The 17,984-nt window shown below is 36.9% G+C and carries 14 protein-coding genes and 1 pseudogene; 2 read left to right on the plus strand and 13 right to left on the minus strand.

Annotated elements, in window-relative coordinates:
* Positions 1-129: 129 nt before the first annotated feature.
* A pseudogene (locus tag RM539_RS18320) lies at positions 130-1,553 on the plus strand (alkaline phosphatase).
* A 91-nt stretch (positions 1,554-1,644) separates the two neighbouring features.
* Here the strand turns inward: RM539_RS18320 and RM539_RS18325 are convergent.
* The 8 genes from RM539_RS18325 to RM539_RS18360 all read right to left on the minus strand — a co-directional run bounded on the left by RM539_RS18325 (position 1,645) and on the right by RM539_RS18360 (position 8,103).
* On the minus strand, positions 1,645-2,451 hold the full coding sequence (locus RM539_RS18325) for a hypothetical protein (RefSeq protein ID WP_311504875.1): 807 nt from the start codon (positions 2,449-2,451) through the stop codon (positions 1,645-1,647).
* 26 nt (positions 2,452-2,477) lie between these two features.
* Complete coding sequence (locus RM539_RS18330) at positions 2,478-3,455, minus strand: DUF5829 family protein (RefSeq protein ID WP_311504876.1); 978 nt, start codon at positions 3,453-3,455, stop codon at positions 2,478-2,480.
* A gap of 13 nt (positions 3,456-3,468) precedes the next feature.
* Positions 3,469-4,662, minus strand: coding sequence for a GTP-binding protein (locus RM539_RS18335; RefSeq protein WP_311504877.1), 1,194 nt, complete (start codon positions 4,660-4,662; stop codon positions 3,469-3,471).
* Positions 4,663-4,741: 79 nt separating this feature from the next.
* The gene (locus tag RM539_RS18340) at positions 4,742-5,284 is read right to left on the minus strand and encodes a hypothetical protein (RefSeq protein ID WP_311504878.1); all 543 of its coding nucleotides are present in this window, start codon (positions 5,282-5,284) and stop codon (positions 4,742-4,744) included.
* A complete protein-coding gene (locus RM539_RS18345) occupies positions 5,277-6,578 on the minus strand; it encodes an ABC transporter permease (RefSeq protein WP_311504879.1) in 1,302 nt (433 codons plus the stop codon). Before RM539_RS18345 ends, RM539_RS18340 begins: the two co-directional genes overlap by 8 nt.
* Positions 6,575-7,204, minus strand: coding sequence for an ABC transporter ATP-binding protein (locus RM539_RS18350; RefSeq protein WP_311504880.1), 630 nt, complete (start codon positions 7,202-7,204; stop codon positions 6,575-6,577). The genes RM539_RS18345 and RM539_RS18350 overlap by 4 nt, the downstream gene beginning before the upstream one ends.
* On the minus strand, positions 7,201-7,587 hold the full coding sequence (locus RM539_RS18355; protein ID WP_311504881.1) for a MerC domain-containing protein: 387 nt from the start codon (positions 7,585-7,587) through the stop codon (positions 7,201-7,203). Before RM539_RS18355 ends, RM539_RS18350 begins: the two co-directional genes overlap by 4 nt.
* 123 nt (positions 7,588-7,710) lie before the next feature.
* A complete protein-coding gene (locus RM539_RS18360) occupies positions 7,711-8,103 on the minus strand; it encodes a Fur family transcriptional regulator (protein ID WP_311504882.1) in 393 nt (130 codons plus the stop codon).
* A gap of 707 nt (positions 8,104-8,810) precedes the next feature.
* On the opposite strand from RM539_RS18360, the gene RM539_RS18365 reads away from it, so the two are divergent.
* Positions 8,811-8,984: a hypothetical protein gene (locus RM539_RS18365; protein WP_311504883.1), complete on the plus strand. Its 174-nt coding sequence runs from the start codon at positions 8,811-8,813 to the stop codon at positions 8,982-8,984.
* A 706-nt stretch (positions 8,985-9,690) separates the two neighbouring features.
* Here the strand turns inward: RM539_RS18365 and RM539_RS18370 are convergent.
* The 5 genes from RM539_RS18370 to RM539_RS18390 form a co-directional block, all read right to left on the minus strand.
* Positions 9,691-9,942 (minus strand): LacI family DNA-binding transcriptional regulator, encoded by a 252-nt coding sequence (locus RM539_RS18370; RefSeq protein ID WP_311504884.1) that lies wholly within the window; start codon positions 9,940-9,942, stop codon positions 9,691-9,693.
* Between the two features lie 589 nt (positions 9,943-10,531).
* Positions 10,532-12,097, minus strand: a complete 1,566-nt coding sequence (locus RM539_RS18375) for a purple acid phosphatase family protein (RefSeq protein ID WP_311504885.1) — start codon at positions 12,095-12,097, stop codon at positions 10,532-10,534.
* Between the two features lie 85 nt (positions 12,098-12,182).
* On the minus strand, positions 12,183-13,604 hold the full coding sequence (locus RM539_RS18380) for a RagB/SusD family nutrient uptake outer membrane protein (RefSeq protein WP_311504886.1): 1,422 nt from the start codon (positions 13,602-13,604) through the stop codon (positions 12,183-12,185).
* 48 nt (positions 13,605-13,652) lie between these two features.
* Complete coding sequence (locus tag RM539_RS18385) at positions 13,653-16,823, minus strand: SusC/RagA family TonB-linked outer membrane protein (RefSeq protein WP_311504887.1); 3,171 nt, start codon at positions 16,821-16,823, stop codon at positions 13,653-13,655.
* Positions 16,824-17,505: 682 nt separating this feature from the next.
* The gene (locus tag RM539_RS18390) at positions 17,506-17,862 is read right to left on the minus strand and encodes a glycerophosphodiester phosphodiesterase (protein ID WP_349254720.1); all 357 of its coding nucleotides are present in this window, start codon (positions 17,860-17,862) and stop codon (positions 17,506-17,508) included.
* Positions 17,863-17,984: the final 122 nt, after the last annotated feature.

The raw sequence follows: 17,984 nt of genomic DNA on the forward strand, positions 1-17,984 counted from the left end.
TTAGATGCTAGGAAAATATCCATTCCTGTTGGTTTACTTGATGATAATCAAAACCTTACATTTTATTAATATGGTAAATATTAGGTTCAAAAAGTTTCAAATTAATTTTAAAGCTACAAAATTGCAATAATGAAAAGAAGAGATTTTTTTTAAAATGGGAGTTTATTTACGTTCGGAAGTCTTTTAGTAGGGACTCCGGCCACCAACCTTTTGGATTTCCAGGAAGATTTCAAGAACAAAACCGCTAAAAACATCATTTTTCTGGTTAGTGACGGGATGAGTTCAGGCACCTTAAATATGGCCGATTTATTACTGAAAATTCGGAATGGTAAGGGTAGTAACTGGCTCAATCTTTACCGGGAAGGTAAAATAAAACGGGGCCTGATGGATACGGCATCTGCTAATTCTTTGGTTACCGATTCTGCAGCAGCCAGTTCTGCATGGGGAGGAGGAAAAAGGGTAATTAACGGTTCTCTGAATGTAAATGAAGATAGCAGTTTTAATCTACCTATATGGCAAAAATTTAAAAGAGCCGGCAAAAAAGTGGGATGCGTTACCACTGTACCGATTACCCATGCTACTCCTGCCGGCTTTTGTGTGAATCAAAAGGACTGGGGGACCAGGAAAGTATAGCGGAAAAATATGTAAAGCTTGAATTTGATTTAATGATGGGAGGGGGGCATCATTATTTTGCCGCCGAGCATCGAAAGGATGGAAAAGATATATACCAGGATTTTAAAAATAAAAATTACCAGGTTATTCGTGATCGCGGTGGGCTTCAGCGTTTTTCAGGTAAGGATAAAGTCCTGGGAGTATTTGCTGATGGCGGGCTACCCTATGCCTTGGACCGGGAGCATGATACTAAGCTAAAAAAAGAAATTCCATCTTTAGCCGAAATGGGGAGGTTTGCCATCAATCAATTATCCGAAAATAATCCAGAAGGCTTTGTACTTCAAATTGAAGCTGGAAAAGTAGATTGGGCGGCTCACGCTAATGATGTGGGAGGACTTTTGTATGATCAGATAGCCTTTGATGAAGCCGTAAAAGAAGCCATTAATTTTGCTGAAACCAATAAGGAAACCCTGGTGATCATTACCACCGATCATGGAAATGCAAACCCCGGGCTTTTAAAGGATGCAAAAGTGGATCAAAATTTCAATAATCTCCAAAAATTTACCCATACCAATGAATGGATATTACAGCAACTTAATAAAAATTCGGGTAGCTCCAAAATTCGTGAGGTCATAGCGGAAGCAAACGGGGGAAATTCAATTAATACCATACAGTCTAAAGAACTCGTCAAATATTATCGAAAAAGAAACGGCGGATTGTACAATACCGGAAATTTACCGTATGCGCAACTTGCTTTCATGCAACGGGATTATACCTCTATTGGCTGGATGGGAATGGACCATACCGCAGATTTTGTGGAATTATCGGCCTTTGGTCCCGGTAGTGAAACACTACCCTCCTTTATCAAAAATTATGAGTTACATAATTTCCTTCTTAGTGCAGCTGAGATTGAGAATACATATAAACCTTTTGTTCCATAATTAAAACAACGGAAGGCCTCCTAGAAGGCCTTCCGTAACTTCATTCTGAAAACCAGTAAAAGAAATGAAGGGTAATGAGAAATTAATTTAGTTATTCTTTTAACGTAACTATTCGGGTAACATCGTTATAGGCACCTTTAATTTTGTTTCCTTCTTTATCTATAAGCTCCAGACGTATACTTACTTCTCCTTTAGGTAAACCTTTTATTACATAAGGGGCCCATTCATCGATTAAGAATTCAATGCCATTTATAGTAGCTTTTACTTTATTCCCGTTCTTGGAAAGTTCGGTATTTAATAAGAAAAAATCCAAAAGTAAATTTTCGGTATCACTTCTACTATATTCTCCTTTAGGTCGGCTGTAAATTAGGGTTGGTTTTTCCATATCAACCCGGGTTTCATCTTCTTTTTCAGAACCAATCTGTATCGTTTTATATACAAATGAATTTTCATTTTTCACCGATTCGTGGTAAGACCGACTTAAAAAAGCGACGATATGGTGAGTCCCCTCCGAAAGTTCTTTAGAAAATTCCGGCTCATAATGTGCAGAATAGGGATTATTGTTTACAATAAGGTGAATATGTTGCCCTTTCCCTGAATTGGCTAGTGTAGAAGCCAAAGGGCTATCGGTTTGTTCCCCGAGTTCATAGTTTTCAACTTCAAAGTCAAAATCAATAGTTTTCGAATTCACTGAAGATCCTGTAGGTTTTTGCAATGTTAAGGAGGCTTCGGGATAAGAAACCGATCCCGTTAATTTTTCCAGGCGAATGGTGTCCTTAACGGCTGTTTCTTGTATTGAATTGTCAGTTTCTGGTTGCCTGTTTTCTTTGTCGGTATTCTTACAGGAGGTTAGTGTAATTCCCAAAACCAAAAGACTTATTGGTAGAATTGTTTTCATTTTCATAATAGATAATTGATTAAAAATTAGTGATTTTTAAATTCCCAAATAGATTGTTTCCCGGAGTTTTTAATGAGAAGATTTCCGAAATCCAACGTATTATTATTGTTCTCGTTTAATTTGCAGTGAATAGCTTTGAGGTAACTTTGATCTAGTTCCGATCGTAGGTGAAGCACCAGGTCAATATCATTTAATTGTGTGGTAAATTCATCACCTTTTTTTTCCCATTGATGGTCAAGCAATTGTAGTTCCATCGCTATGCGTTTAAAATCAGCCTGGTTGCAAACGATTTCCAGTTTGGATACAGAATGGAAAAATTTCTTACCATCGTAGCCCGGTTTTAAAAATTCTTCCCGGCTGTATATGTTTACATTAGTACCATATAGCTTTTTCAGAAATTCCGGATTATATTGGGCATACCAGGTATATACTTCCGTAGATATATTGCCCGTTGTATAAAATGGCTGGTACCAGAGCACCTCTTCTCCTTTAATATTGTAAGTTGCAGTATCTGTAGCTGTTAAAAAAGTTTTACTGGTTGTGGGTAAATCAAGTTTCTTCCTAATCTGGAATTCCTCATCGTTATCAAGCTGGAAACCGATTCCCATTTTTCCTGTAGGTTCTCCAAATTTATTCCCTGGTCCCAGAATCTCTATATAATGAGATTTTCCCCTTAAGTAAAATGAGTTCGCCGAAGGCTCAAGCTTATTAAAATCAGGCATTCCCCGATCCAGGTTGGCATAAGAGCTTGCCAAAAATTCATTGTTTTTAAGATTTGCAAAAGTAGTACTGTCCAGTGTTACATAAAGGTGATTAAATAAAATGGGAAAACTTTTGTTATTAAATGCAGCGTCAATATCTTCATAGGCCACCTCTGCTTTTTCTTTAGAGGATTGGTCTTCTTTACAACCTGCAAATAAAGATGGTAAGATAAAAAAAGGCAATAGTATACCCTTAAAAAGTGAAGGAGGAAATATTTTATAATTGAAAATATGATTGTGCATAACTTGTTGTGTTTTAAATGGGCCACTGATCTTCCATTTCGAGTAAGCTGGCCTCCCAAAGTTTTAATTCAGCGTCAGTTAGCAAACACTTGGTTAGCTTTTGTTCCAAATGATCGGTTTCCACACCCACTCCAATAAAAACAAGCTCATTCTTGCGGTCACCAAACTTAATGTGCCAGTTAGCTTCAATAGTATCCTGGTTGTTTAGAAATGCGTGGTTTGCAAAGCGTTCGCTAAATGGAATTGAAGCCCACCAAACCCCGGCCGGATCGGTTTTAAAAGAACCACCGGCACTACTCCAAATTAGAGCCTGGTCTGGTCGGGAGGCTATCCAAAATAAACCTTTACTACGAATAACATTACTTGGAAAATCTTTAAGCAATAAATTATACAACCTCTCGGGATGAAAAGGTTTTTGCTGGTAAAAAACAAAGGAATTTATCCCGTATTCTTCACTTTCAGGAGTATGTTCATTTTCCAGTTCCTTGATCCAGCTTGCAGAACCTTCTGCCTTTTCAAAATCGAAAAGGCCGGTGTTGATGACTTCTTTAAAATCAACCCGGGAATTGACCGTCTCAATAATTTTTGCCTCGGCATTAAGCCCGATAATAATTCCTTTCACCCGGCGAAGTTCCTCCTTGTTCACCAAATCGGTTTTATTCAGGAGAATAACGTTGGCAAATTCAATTTGATCGGTAAGCAGATTTACAATACTGCGGTTATCTTCTTCATCTGAGGCAAGTCCTCTTGTTGCGAGTAATTCGGGACTACTAAAATCTTTTACGAAATTAAAAGCATCTACGACCGTGACCATACAATCTATATAGCTGAAATTGTTGAGATCTACAGAAGTGTCTTCACTTTCAAATGTAAAAGTTTGTGCCACAGGTATAGGCTCCGATATTCCGGTACTTTCAATGATTAAATAGTCAAATCTGTTTTCCGTGACAAGCCGGCCTACTTCTACAATTAGATCTTCACGAAGTGTACAACATATACATCCGTTGCTCATTTCTACCAGGCGTTCATCTGTTCTGGAAAGGGTATTTTCATTTTCTACAAGCTGGGCATCGATATTTACCTCGCTCATATCATTCACAATAACGGCTACTTTCAGGCCTTCTTTGTTGTGCAATAAATGATTGAGTAGGGTTGTTTTGCCGGCTCCTAAAAATCCGCTTAATACAGTTACAGGTAGTTTTTGCATTTAAGTATACTTTTTCAATACTTCAAAAGTATAAAAAGAATACGTTAATGCAACATTATTGCTTTAATAAAATATTATTTCATGGAGTTAATAGTTTGGCTTCTTTAATATGGTAAATCCAATCATCGGGATTGCTGTCATTATAATCAAATTTACCTATTAGCGTAAGAAATTGATCGGTTTCCAAATTTGGGGCTTTATCTTTAAAGGCTATCCCCATTATTGATTCCGGCCCTGCCATACCACAAAAAAAACAGGTAGCCATGACATTCTCGCTAAGTGCATAGCTTTTTTCATCCATAGGGATGGCATGTCCTGAAATAGTAATATACGCTCCTTTCAATTCCTTTAGGCGTTTATTTATAATTGGGTTCATTATGCCCTGAGGATATTCCTCAGTCGCAATATCTACATAATCTATGTTTTTTAATAATTGCCAGGTGAGATCTATCGTATCTTTATTTTGAGGGATAATTGTTAGGTTGGGCGCCAGTAAACTGGAATCTTTATTTTTACTCTTAGTTTTGTTTTCAAATTTTTTTTTGGCCCCCAATAAATAATATTCCGTAATAAAAAGACCTGCCACCAGTAATACTAAGACTGTCCATTTATATTTATTCATGGGAAAGCGTTTTGGAAATATTGATATTATAAGCTTTTATGGCCGGAATTATGGCAGCTAGAATTCCTAAGATTAAAGTGACTCCAATTAATAAAAGTTCCTGTAGCCAAATAATATCAAAAGGATTGATAGCTAAATGAAATTCTTTGCTGGTATAATTTGATAAGAAATATAATGTAATCCTGCAAACTGCAGTTCCAATTATATAGCCTGTTATACATATAAAAAGGCTTTCATAAATAATCAGTTTTAGTAGTTGATATCTATTTCCCCCGGAAATACGCATTAGGGCAAATTCGTGTTTTCGTTGCGCTAACCTTGTGTATAATGCAATAAAAATACTTATGGCAGAAAGAAACATGATTCCAGAAACCAAATACTCAAACATGGAAACACCAATTCCAAATAAAGAAAACAACCTTTTAACTTCAATAATCGGCGAAGCTACCTGCATTTTCGTATTCTGTGCAACTAATCGTGGCCAGGTTACCAAAGCCATTTTATTCTTTAGTTTTATCAGGACCGAGGTAATTTCCCTTTCGCTTTTTTGGATTTCCTCCTCTAAAGATTTTGAATGATGGTCTTGATGCTCATCAATATGGCTGCCGGTTTTATTCTCACGTTTCTCTTCGTGGTGATGGTTTTCCGCTGAAGTTTTTGCTGCAGATGTTTCGGTGTCGTGATCGTGGGCAGCCCATACACTTGCAATATTGCATAAAATTAAATGATCTACGATTTTACCGGTAGGTGTGGCTACCCCAACTACCGTATAGGGGTGGTCTTTATGTACATGGCCGGATGCATTATGGCCATGGGCACCATAAAATTCGTCGCCGATTTTTAGGCCTTCCTCCTCTGCAAGTTTATTTCCTACAACGACTTCAAATTTATTTTCAAACTTTTTCCCTGATTTTAGCCCATTCCCATGAAGGGACAAATATTCAGCAGTTGTTCCTACAATTTTATAGCCTTTAAAATTATCTCCAAGTGCCAAAGGTATCGCGGTGTCAACATGAGGATGTTCCATCCATTGTAGCGCTTCGTTATAATTTATATTTCCGGTTGGCGTGTCAATTTGATATACTGAAGAAAGGATAAGCTGTAGCGGGCTTCCCTTTGCTCCCAGGACAAAATCTATGTTTTCCAGATTTGCTCTATATTTTTGTTCAAAACCCGTTTGTAGCAATACTAGTAAGGAAATTATGGTTACCGCGCTGGATAGTAAAATTATACTTAAAACGGTATTAAGCGGCTTAAACCATAAAGTTTTCCAAGCCAGTTTAGCAATCGTCATAATTCCATATGATTATTAAAATGTTTTTTTAAGCGGTCATCGTGGGTAACCACAATTAGGCTTGTTTCCAGTTCATGCACACTCTCAAGTAATAATCCTGCTACTTTGTGAGAATTTTTATTGTCAAGGCTTGAGGTTGGCTCATCAACCAGTAATACTTTTGGATTATTAATTATAGCCCTTGCTATTGCTGCTCTCTGGCGTTGCCCAGTACTTAAATTCCGAGGAAATTTATTGGCCTGTTCTGCTATATCCAATTGGACAAGAATGTTAAATATCTCTTGTTTCGGTACTTTTTTTCTGGTTGCTAGCCAATAATGAAATTCAATATTTCCAAACACCGAAAAACTTTCAATAAAAGCTGGCTTCTGAAAAACTATACCAATATTTTTTCCTCTATAACGATCGGTTTGGTACTCTTTTAAACGTGATAGTTCAGTATTATCAATTAAAATTTTTCCACTTTTTGGTTTTAATATTCCGCTTAGAAGGTGTAGTAAGGTAGACTTTCCAGATCCAGACTCTCCCGAAATAAGTAATGCTTGCGAGGCGGAAAGACTGATATCTTTGAATACCAGCTCTTCTTGTTTTGGGTATTTATAGGAGATACGCTTTGTTTGAATCATTTTCTGTAAAAATTTTGGTTCAAATTTTTAGGAACATGATTTCTTGAGGATTTTTTATAGTTTATAAAATGGCCGATTATTAAACCCAGTGAGCCCAGGTATATAAGCCTGCTATGGTAGGAGGAAATTAAGTTTAAACAGGCACTCACTATTACAAGGCTTATTGAAAACCATAGCAGCATAAGAAGAGTTTCTGATTTTATTTTTTTACTAAGCCTGGTAATAATCATCAAACCAACCAGGGCAAATATTAGATCAATCCAATGATTATGTTTAAAACCTATGGGAATTACAGCTATTAAAGGAAAAAATAAGCAATGAATAGCACAAAGGGTTGCACCCGATAATCCTAAAACATCCAGTAGCCCTTGTTTAGTTTTCATAAGTTTTGTTTGGCTACAAATATAGATATTATTTTAAAAGCAACAAAGTTGCATTTAAAAATATGATATAATATTATTACAACTAATTTATAATTAGAGAAGTAATTTTCTAGAAGGAGGGTGTTATTTACATTTTTTGCAAATCCCGATTACAAGTAACTGGGTTTCATGTATTTCGTAACCTTTTAGAGAAGGAAGGGTTATACTTTCAGAAAGACATTCTACATGTCCACAGTTCTCACATTGAAAATGTAGATGGTTATGGATAGAGTTTTCGTGATCCTCGTTGCAGCTGTTACAAAAGGCGTAATAGGATTTCCCTTCCTGACCGGTTATAAGATGTACTTTACCAGCATCGGAGAATCTTTCCAGCATTCTATAGACCGTGGTTTTGTTAATTTTACCAGTAAGGCTTTCCCTAATCTCATCTGCGGTAAGGGCTTTATCTGAACTTTTAAGTAGTTCAAGCACGTCCTTTTGATGTTGGGTTTTTCTGGTGTTTTTTGATGTTTTCACGGGATTAAAAATTTACCAATAATAAAACAATAGTTTATTGTTTTCCAAATAAAAGTTGGGATAAAACAGAGTAATAGGATTTTCTATTTGATTTTGTTCAAGTAAATCCTAAATTCCACTCAGGAATTCCAAAAATCCACTATATGAAAATTTTTATTGCGGTTGACGGTACGGTTGTAGTTTAAGGTGTTGCTGCGAATGGCATCAATGCGTTCTATAATTAAGTCTTAAACTGGGCTATTTATACTGAAACTATTTTGAAAGACCAAACCTTTCTTCCAGACAAGTCAATGCTATATTATACATTAAAGTACACGGTTCTATAAATAATGCAGAATATCAGCAAATGTGAGAATATATTTAAAAGATCTGTTACACGTGATTTACAGTAACTAATAGATAAAGATTTCATTAAAGAAAGGAACTACTAGCAATGGAATTTCTTGCATATTTCACTGTAAAATAGCAAAGCGGCAATATAGGGGCAAAAGCAGACTAAAAGGGACAGTAAAGATGCAGCTGTTCCAAAACAGCACATTTAACCTTAAATAAGTGATTTCAATGTTTTTAAGCGGCCAGTATATCGACCAGAAGTTTTAAATCCTCTATTAATTGGTTCGAATTCTGTACCATAGGGGTCACGTACTGCCGGGTTTTATGATGTCAGGTTATTGAAAAAAGAACAATAAAGTCCTATAAAGATTACAATGAGAAAAAACAAAAAATTATCTTCAGCGGGATTGCTGCTGTTATCCTGTACCGCTTTAGTAGCACAGGATGACATGGAACGAAGCCTTAAATGGATTAAGTCTTTGTTAGGGGGAGTGCTCAATATTGTCAGATTTATAAGTATGATCAGTATCAAATTGGGTACTTTCTAAGTGATTAATTTTGTAGAAATTCTTTCTTCTTTGAAAATATCCTTTATAGAAGGTTTTCTTAGCCGATCGAGCAATAATTGAGAGCCTTTTTCCCCATTTCTTCCGGAAATTGTTCAATATAGTTTATAGAAGGAGTTAGTAAAGAAGCAAACTAATTAGTTTAAGTTTCTGGGGAATATCTATTTTACACTCGTAAGAAAGTCTATAGCACGTCATTGTACTTTCAAAATATGTACAGATCAGAGTTTCAACTTCTCCCTCCAAAAGAAGTTTTTTATTTCTTCCCGAAGAATTTCCTCATTTGAAGAACCGACTATTAAAAAATCATTTTCATTTTTTATTGCCTGTTTATAACCTTCTGTTCTAAGTCTTCCAATCTTCAAGTCCGTAATTGAAGAAGCGAGAGCTATCTTTATTCCTCCTTTTTTTCATAGATACCCCGTTGCATCATATATACTCTGCTCATCGTCAATCCCGATTTTATCAACCAAAATTTCCAACTGAGTTCGATCAAAAAGTACTAGCGGAATTCCTAAAACCGAAAGATTTAAAAGATGAACAAATTTTTTTTTGTTGGGTCTCTTCTGAAAATGCCACCATTCCGCCATCAGCGAACCCTGAGGAGAGAAGAGTAGCTATTTGTTTTTTGCGCTCAAGAGATTCATTAGAATTATAGATAATTACCTAAATTCCCTGTCTCTGTGCTTCATCCTGAAAGTACTCTTGCAAAAAAACTGTTAGAAATATTCGGAACTATTACGGCTATAGTGCCACTCCTTCTGCTTCGCATATTATCCGCTACAGGGTTAGCCACATAATTATTCTCAGCAGCTACTTCTTTTACTCGCCTTTTGGTATTCTCAATGATTTCCGGACTATCGTGTAGCGCTTTCGAAACAGTCGACCTGGATACCTTTAGCAATTTCGCCAGGTCTTTTAATGTTGTCCTATTCTTCATCTATCCTTCCATCCCTTTTATTAGCCGCAATTCTCAATGGAAAAATTTCTCCAGCTTGCGTTTATAGAAATCAGTATTTTCCACAATTTATATGTTTAATGGAATTTACTATTTTTTGCTATTGATCAAGTTTTATAAATATCAGAGTCTGCTTGAAAGGTTATTAATTTCCAAAAGATTAATAAGTATTATTAACCCGAATCTTCATATAAAAAAAAGCCTGCTTTTGCAAAATGCTCCGGCAGACCCTGCAAACTAAACACACATTTAACATTAACTACTCAACGAGTTCTGCTAATTTCTGGTTTTCATTGATCACCTTTCCTTTTAGTTTTAGTGCTTGGGAAAATACCCCAAGAGAGAATTATTGATAAGTAATATTTCAATTTTATTTTTTTGAGTTCTATTGTCTGAATTCAAATTTTCTAAATAAAATAAGATATAAACGCGTACAACATCTTCTTGTATTTACGACAGTTGAAAAACAAAGGGATTCTTTCAAGTATGATGTCATTGATTGTATAATTCAGAAGTAAGTCCCCAGTTTATTACTAAGACCTAAAATCTTTGTTTTACAATGAATGAGTATTTATTTTTCTTCTTCCAGAACATTTCCTTTCTCATCTACTCGGAGTTTTATGGTTGTATCGCCCTTACGCAAACGAACACCATAGTATATTTCTCCACTGTCTTCCGATGCATTTACTCGATCCACTGTATATCCTGAATATTTACTCAAAACTTCGCGTTGTACATCCAATGGTAGCGTATCTTCGTATGAAATTGTATTATGATGATATCTCTCCGATATCGCGCCATCCTTCATTTCTTTAAATGTGTTTGGACCATTTGCATTTTTGGTAAGACTAAAAGCGTCATAAAGATCACCTGTAGCGGTATAGGATTCAAAAGTGAGTTCATCTCCATCAACTGAGACTATCTGAAATAACTGTGTGTTTTCTGCCGCACGATCCCGTTCGGCCTCATAATCATCCCAGCCATTGGATTTAAGACTGTACATCTTTCCGCCGCTCACAGAAACAACATAAACTGTACCTGTCTGATCCCTTTTATTTAAACCGGAAACCAGATTGTATTCTGCCGGGGCAACGCGCCCTCTTGCATAGCTGTGATCATGTCCTTGTAGCGCTAAGTCAACACCATATTTGTCAAAAAGAGGTTTGAGATGTTCCCTCCACCTTTTGTTGTCCCTTCCTTCTGAAGCTGAGAATAAAGGATAATGATAGCTAACTACGGTCCATTGATTTGGGTTGTTTTTCAATACCTTCTCCAACCATTCGGCCTGTGTTTCCCACTTTCTCCAATCTAAAGAGTTCAATCCTATTATCCTTGCCCCTTGGTAATCTATATAATAAGCAGTTTCCTCTAAACCTTCGGGACCGTTGTTAGGCAGTGTGAACTGTGGCTTCCATTGTACTGATAAGGTTTTATCTCCACCCTCCTCAATAGCCCCGTATTCATGATTCCCGGGAACCGAGAGAGAAGGAAGCATACTATGAATCCAGCCTCCTGCCTGGAACCATTCATGCCATTGTTCATCATTGTGAGCATTGTTTATCAAATCACCTGCATGAATGATAAAACTTGCCTCGGGTGCCATTCGATAACCTTCCCTTATTAGCCGCGACCAGAGTTCAAGTATGTAATTCTGGGCATCACCAACATATAAAAAAGAAAATTTCTCTGGAGTCGAGGCAGCCGTTTTAAACTGGATCCATTCACTCCAGTGCTTGCCGTCACCTACTCGATAACCATACAAGGTGCCAGGTTCCAGTTTAGTAAAGGTTACGGAATGATAATTCGCAATTACTCCGGCTTTCTCTACATTTTCAGCATTAAGGGTTTCCGTTTTAGCATCAATGGTATTTGCTGTTCGCCAGAATTTTGGTGCAGCAGTGGCTTTAGCAATTTCAGCAAAACCTTCTTTGATGTCAATACTGGTACGCCAGGTTATGCTCATGGTTGTAGAAGGATCTACTCCTGGATTTATTATAATCCGGTCAGGATGATTGGTAGGTTTACTCCATTCTTCCTCATACTCTGGAGCCTTATAGACCCTAGGTGTTTGTGAGTAACTATATTTTACAAGAAAGATGATAAAGAATAGTCCTATTAATTTTTGTGAGTATTTCATTGTTATTTTAAAGATTTATTTTTATTAAGCACCCTTTTTTTACTATTAGTTATCGCATTGATTTAATAATCAAACAGTTTATTTCCTAATATCCCGGGTTTTGAACAAGATTGGGGTTAGCATCCATTTCTCTCTGTGGTATGGGAAACAGTAAATATCTCTCGGGAATAGCAAAACCCATCGTTTCTGTCATGACCGGTATAAGCTGACCAGTCCGTTTTAAGTCAAACCAACGGATCCATTCCCCAGCAAATTCCCATTTTCTTTCTTGATATAAGGTTTGTCTAAACTCGTTTTGAGAAAGATCTTGATAATCGACAGAGGATTCATTTTTAAAATTTTCCCCGTAGGCCCTCCTCTTGATCTGATTAAGTGCTTCGTATGCTTCTTCTGTTGGGCCATTCAACTCGTTTAATGCTTCTGCATAGATGAAAAGAATATGCGCATAACGTAAAAGAGGAATATCATTATTATTATCATCGGTATTATTTAATGTTGCATAATCCATAAACTTGTGCCAGTGAGGTGCAAAAGTCCAGGTCTCCCCTTCGTGCGTAAAGGAGGTCCACATGGTCCAATCCCTTCTCAAATCGCCCTCTTTATAGGTATCATAAAGATGTTCTTTGGAAGGAACATAGCGCCCAAGACCTCGAGCTACGGCGTCATCTATCTCTGTAGGAAGATAATATTTCAATTCCCACTGTTGATCACCAGGCATGCCTGCTACGAAATTCATAACAAATATATTCTCCTTGTTTGGCTGAGTTTCAGGTATAAAAACATCAGGGAAATCTTCCATAAGATCGAACTTTCCACTGTCAATAACTTCTTTGGCTTTTTCAGCAGCCATAGACCACTGTTGATTGGTGAGATAAACCCTAGCCAAAATACCTGTTGCTGCTAGATTTGAAGGTCTCCCTTCCTCGGTATTATTGGGGTCTGGCAAGTTGCTTTCTGCATATTCCAGATCTTCAATTATTTGTTCATAAACTGTAGCAACTGTGGTTCTCTCGGCATTAACATTTTTCATGTCTACAGTAGGATCTAAAATTAATGGAACATCACCATAAAAACGCACTAGCCGAAAAAATGCCATTGCTCTCATGAACCTGGCCTCCGCCAACAAAGCTTTCTTATTGTCTTCATTCATCTCAATTTCGGGAATTCTATCTAAGGCAACATTAGCCCTGGAAATTATACTATACATCAGCGACCACATTTCCGTTATAGTTCCGTGGGTGGGACCATATTCATATAAGTCCAAAGGATCAGAACTTCCAACCCTCGGCACTCCCTCATCTGTTGGAATTGCATTCATGATATACATATTCCGGCTATGATCTTTTGTCCACGGCTGATATATAGAATAAATAGCAGCTTCAGCATCTTCCTCACTATTATAAAAGTTTTCAGAGGATAGAAAGCTTTGAGGATTCTCTTCCAAATTGTCCTCACAAGACACTATAAGTAATCCTAGAGCTAAGCTCAGTAATCTCAAATTTTTCATAACTTCTTCAGTTCTAATTAAGGTGTTCTATATTTTATTAACTATAGGTTAAAAACCTAACTGTAAGCCTATTCGGAAAGTCTTTGCTGTGGGATAAACATCCTGATCTATTCCCTGAGACAAGGCGTTTTGACCATACCCACTAACTTCGGGATCAAAGCCGGAATAATCTGTTACCGTAAGTAGGTTTTCCCCACTCACAAAAATCATTATGTTTTTGAAATTCAATTTCTCTAAAAGGTTAGTAGGAAAAACATAAGCCAATGTAAGGTCCTGCATACGCAGATAAGAACCATCTTCTATATATCTATCAGAGAAATATCCAGGCCTACCCCTTCTGGCGGCTGGTATAGTATTGCTTGGATTATCTGGTGTCCAACGGTTTAATGCAACAACACTTTGATTTTTAGTACTTCCACTCAGCGACTCCAGGTGCCTTCTAGTTTCATTATATATTTCATTGCCCACGCTATAATTAAACCTTGCTGATAATTCGAAATTTTTGTAGAACAGTTTGCCTGAGAAACCTCCTATAATATCTGGTTGAGCATTTCCTATAACCTGTCGATCTTCAGCATTGATTCTTCCATCCTCATTAAGATCCGCAAAACGCTCATCCCCAGGTTGTGCTTCAGGTTGTGCCGAATTCTCTATCTCTTGCTCATTCTGGAACACTCCTTCATAAACATAACCGAAAAAAGAACCAAGTGGCAAGCCCTCTCTGATGATACTTTCTCCGACGAAAAAGGGCTCTATATCACCCAGATTTAAAATCTCGCTCTTATTTTTTGCAGCATTAAATGACAAATTCAATCTAGCTTCTCCGAAACGAATAGTATTTGCGTTTATGGCTAATTCAACCCCCTCATTTTTTAATTCTCCTAAATTTACTAAAGCATCAGAAAATCCGGTTGTCCAGGGAATGGGCACATTTAACAATAAATCTGTAGTTGTTTTTTTGTAGTAATCTGCGGTAATAGATATAGCGTTATTCCATAATTCCATATCTACCCCAACATCGAATTGATCTGTAGTTTCCCATTTTAAATCAGGATTAGCAATATTACGTGGATAAATTCCAGTTCGAGCTTGATCCCCTGTAAGAACATTTACAGTACTTAGTAAGCTTAGAGACCCATAATTACCAATCTCTTGATTTCCGGTTTTCCCATAACTTGCTCTTAATTTCAAGTCGCTAAAAATATTGGATGTTTGCATGAATTCTTCATTTGAGATCCTCCATCCTATAGCTCCAGAAGGGAAAAAACCGAATTTGTTACCTGCTCCGAAACGTGAAGAACCATCATAACGTGCAGATGCCGTCAAAAGATACTTATCATTAAAAGTATAGTTAGCCCGTCCCAGATATGAAATAAGGTTCCAGCCATCCACAAAAGTCTGGGGGGCATTAAATACGGTCCCTGATGACAAATCGTAATATTTTAAATCATTAGTTGGAAAGCCGCTCGCTCCGGCGCGCAACACTTCAGTATTTTCCTCGTCTATCGTGATTCCTCCCAATAACTCCAAAGATTGCGGGTAAGTTTCTCCAAAGGTGGAATTAAAGGTGATTGTGTTACTGCTAGTCCAATGCTCCTTTTGATAAGCTCCCACCCTGGCAGTATTCCTGAGACTGCCTGCAAGATAAATCGTGCTCGGTTTAAAATAATTTTCATTGTTGTCCAATAAATTAATTCCGAAAGCAGATCTAAAAAGAAGGTTTTCTGTTAAATCAAATTCTACATAAAGGTTATTCAGTAGTCGCGTTGATTCTACCTCGTTGGTGAGTTCCAGAGCATGAGCTACAGGGTTAGGGGTATCATCCTCACTGCTTAAAATATATGTGCCATCTTCGTGATAAATAGGCAGAGTAGGATCCATCGATAGAGCACCAAACACGATACCAGAAGCTGAACCAGAAGTAGCGGTACTGGTATTCACAATATCCGAATTAGTTCTGGCTAATGTTAAAGCATTACCTACTCTAACGTTATCAGTGACCTCTGTATCGAGATTCACTCTAAAATTTAAATTTTTCAGGTCAGAGTTAATTATTATGCCCTGCTGATCGGTATAAGATCCAGACATATAATAGCGCGTTTTTTCATTTCCTCCAGAAATTGATAAACTATAATTTTGTAATAGAGCTGTACGAAAAACTTCATCCTGCCAATCAGTTCCTCTTCCTAAAGAATTGATTTCTTGCTCCGAGTAAATGGGTTCATCTCCAGATTTTACCGCTACTTCATTTCTGTACCGTGCAAATTCAGTTGCATCTAACAATGGTATGGTTTTCCTCACCTTTTGTAGTGAAAAACTCGAATTAAAATTGATCATGGTCCTGCCCGCTACACCAGTTTTGGTAGTAATAATTACCACGCCATTGGCACCTCTTGACCCATAGATTGCAGTTGCAGAAGCATCTTTCAAAACACTTATGGATTTAATATCACTAGGATTAATATTTGTTAATGGATTAAGAGAACCTCCTGACGCAACCCCAGCACTTGAAGATTCAGCGTTCATATCCAGAGGGACACCATCAACAATAAATAAGGGATCATTCCCGGCATTTATGGAGGTTCCACCTCTAATCCGCATAGTAGTTGTCCCTCCCGGTTGTCCCGAATTTTGTGATATGAAGACTCCAGGCATTCTACCTTTCATCAACCTATCTGGAGCTTCTACTGGATTAACAGGTAGGGCCTCTGGAGAAATTGAGGAGATAGAGCCAGTTACGTCTCTTCTTTCCTGTTGACCATACCCAATGATCACTACCTCCTCCATTTGAGCAACATTTTCAGATAGAATAACCTTTACATTAATTCTTCCTTGAACAGGAATTTCTTGTTTTTCAAATCCAAGGAAGGAGAAAACAAGAATTGCTTCGCTGGAAGCAACTTGAATGGTAAAGTTTCCATCAAAATCTGTTTGTGTTCCATTAGTAGTTCCTTTTTCCGTGATATTGACTCCTGGAAGAGGTAAACCTGATTCATCTAGAACTGTTCCGGTTATAACCTCCTGAGCAGTATTTCTTTTAATATTCTTGAAGATATTAGTGGATTTCTCAAATGGAAAACTTTCCCGTATCCCAACATTCTTTAAATATGGTTCTGCTTTTGTTGCGGCCGATGAGCTTACGATTACGAAACAACAGCTTAATAGATAAAAAGATATCCCCTTGAAAAAAGAGAAAATATATTGTATTTTTGAATTCATTACAATTTGGCTATAAAATAATTTTTGTAGTCTTAGTTTTGGCTAAGCCCATTCTGTTGCTGCAGAATGGGCTGTTTTTTGGCTAATTTAAAATCTGAGTTTCTTCTTATATGAATGTATTTTTGGGTTACTTAAGTATTTTAGTGCTTTTTGTTGATGTTGAATATTAAAACAAAAGAAGACAATCCCTTTCAGTACTGGTTATGATTAAGTTTAAGCTTGGATTAACTAATCTTTAACTCCAGCAAAAAGGGCGTTTCCTCGTCCACAATTTTTACTGTTGTTTCTGTTTCTTTTAAATACTTGAGAGAATTTTTGCTAGTTAATGCTGTAAATAATTCTAAATAGTGTAGGACATGAGTGAATAATTAGCTCCACCACCTGTTGTGCTTTTTATTCCTTTTCGGAAGCAGCTCCGCTAGATATGATCAACTATATTGAATGCAAAGCTTATTACGTGACATTAAATTAGCACTTTCCGTCTTGAACAAAAAGGTACCTTTTGGAGGTTCACAAATTGGTCAGCAAAAGAATGTGAGAAAACTGTTGACTAAATGGAAAAATTGTGTGTCTTTCTAAAGAAGTTGGTCTTAAAAATATAGCAAATGATATCATTTAAATATAAAATGATGGAAGAATGTAAACCCATCACTTTTGTTTCTGTTTTGAGAAGAGATTTTCTTCAACCATTATTTCTTATCTCCAGTACTTTTTCTGGATAATCTGTAATTATACCATCTACGTTAAGATCAATCATTTTCTGAATATCTTCGGTTTCATTTACCGTCCAGGGTATCAGGTCCATTTTCTGCAATCTGATTGAATCTACAAACTGTTCGTTTTTTACGAGCGTGTAGTTAGGGCTATAAATGTCTGGTTTAAAATCCAGGAGAGCTAAATTCTTTTCTATGCCCTGCCGGTAAACCAAATAAGCAATTTCTATCTCAGGAGAATTTTTATTAATCACCTTCAGGATTTCAGGATCAAAAGACTGGAGGCTGGTTATATTTTCTATTTCTTTTTCTCTGATAATCTTCATTACAAGATCCACGAATTCTTCGGGTTCAGGCTGGTATTTACCGTATTCAGCTTTGACCGATTTTATTGGTCTCAGGGTTAGTTCAAACTATGCACTTTAGTGCATTTCGCTTTAGCTTCTAA

Origin of the sequence: Autumnicola musiva (assembly GCF_031846585.1) — a bacterium.
In the GTDB taxonomy this organism is placed as follows: domain Bacteria; phylum Bacteroidota; class Bacteroidia; order Flavobacteriales; family Flavobacteriaceae; genus Autumnicola; species Autumnicola musiva.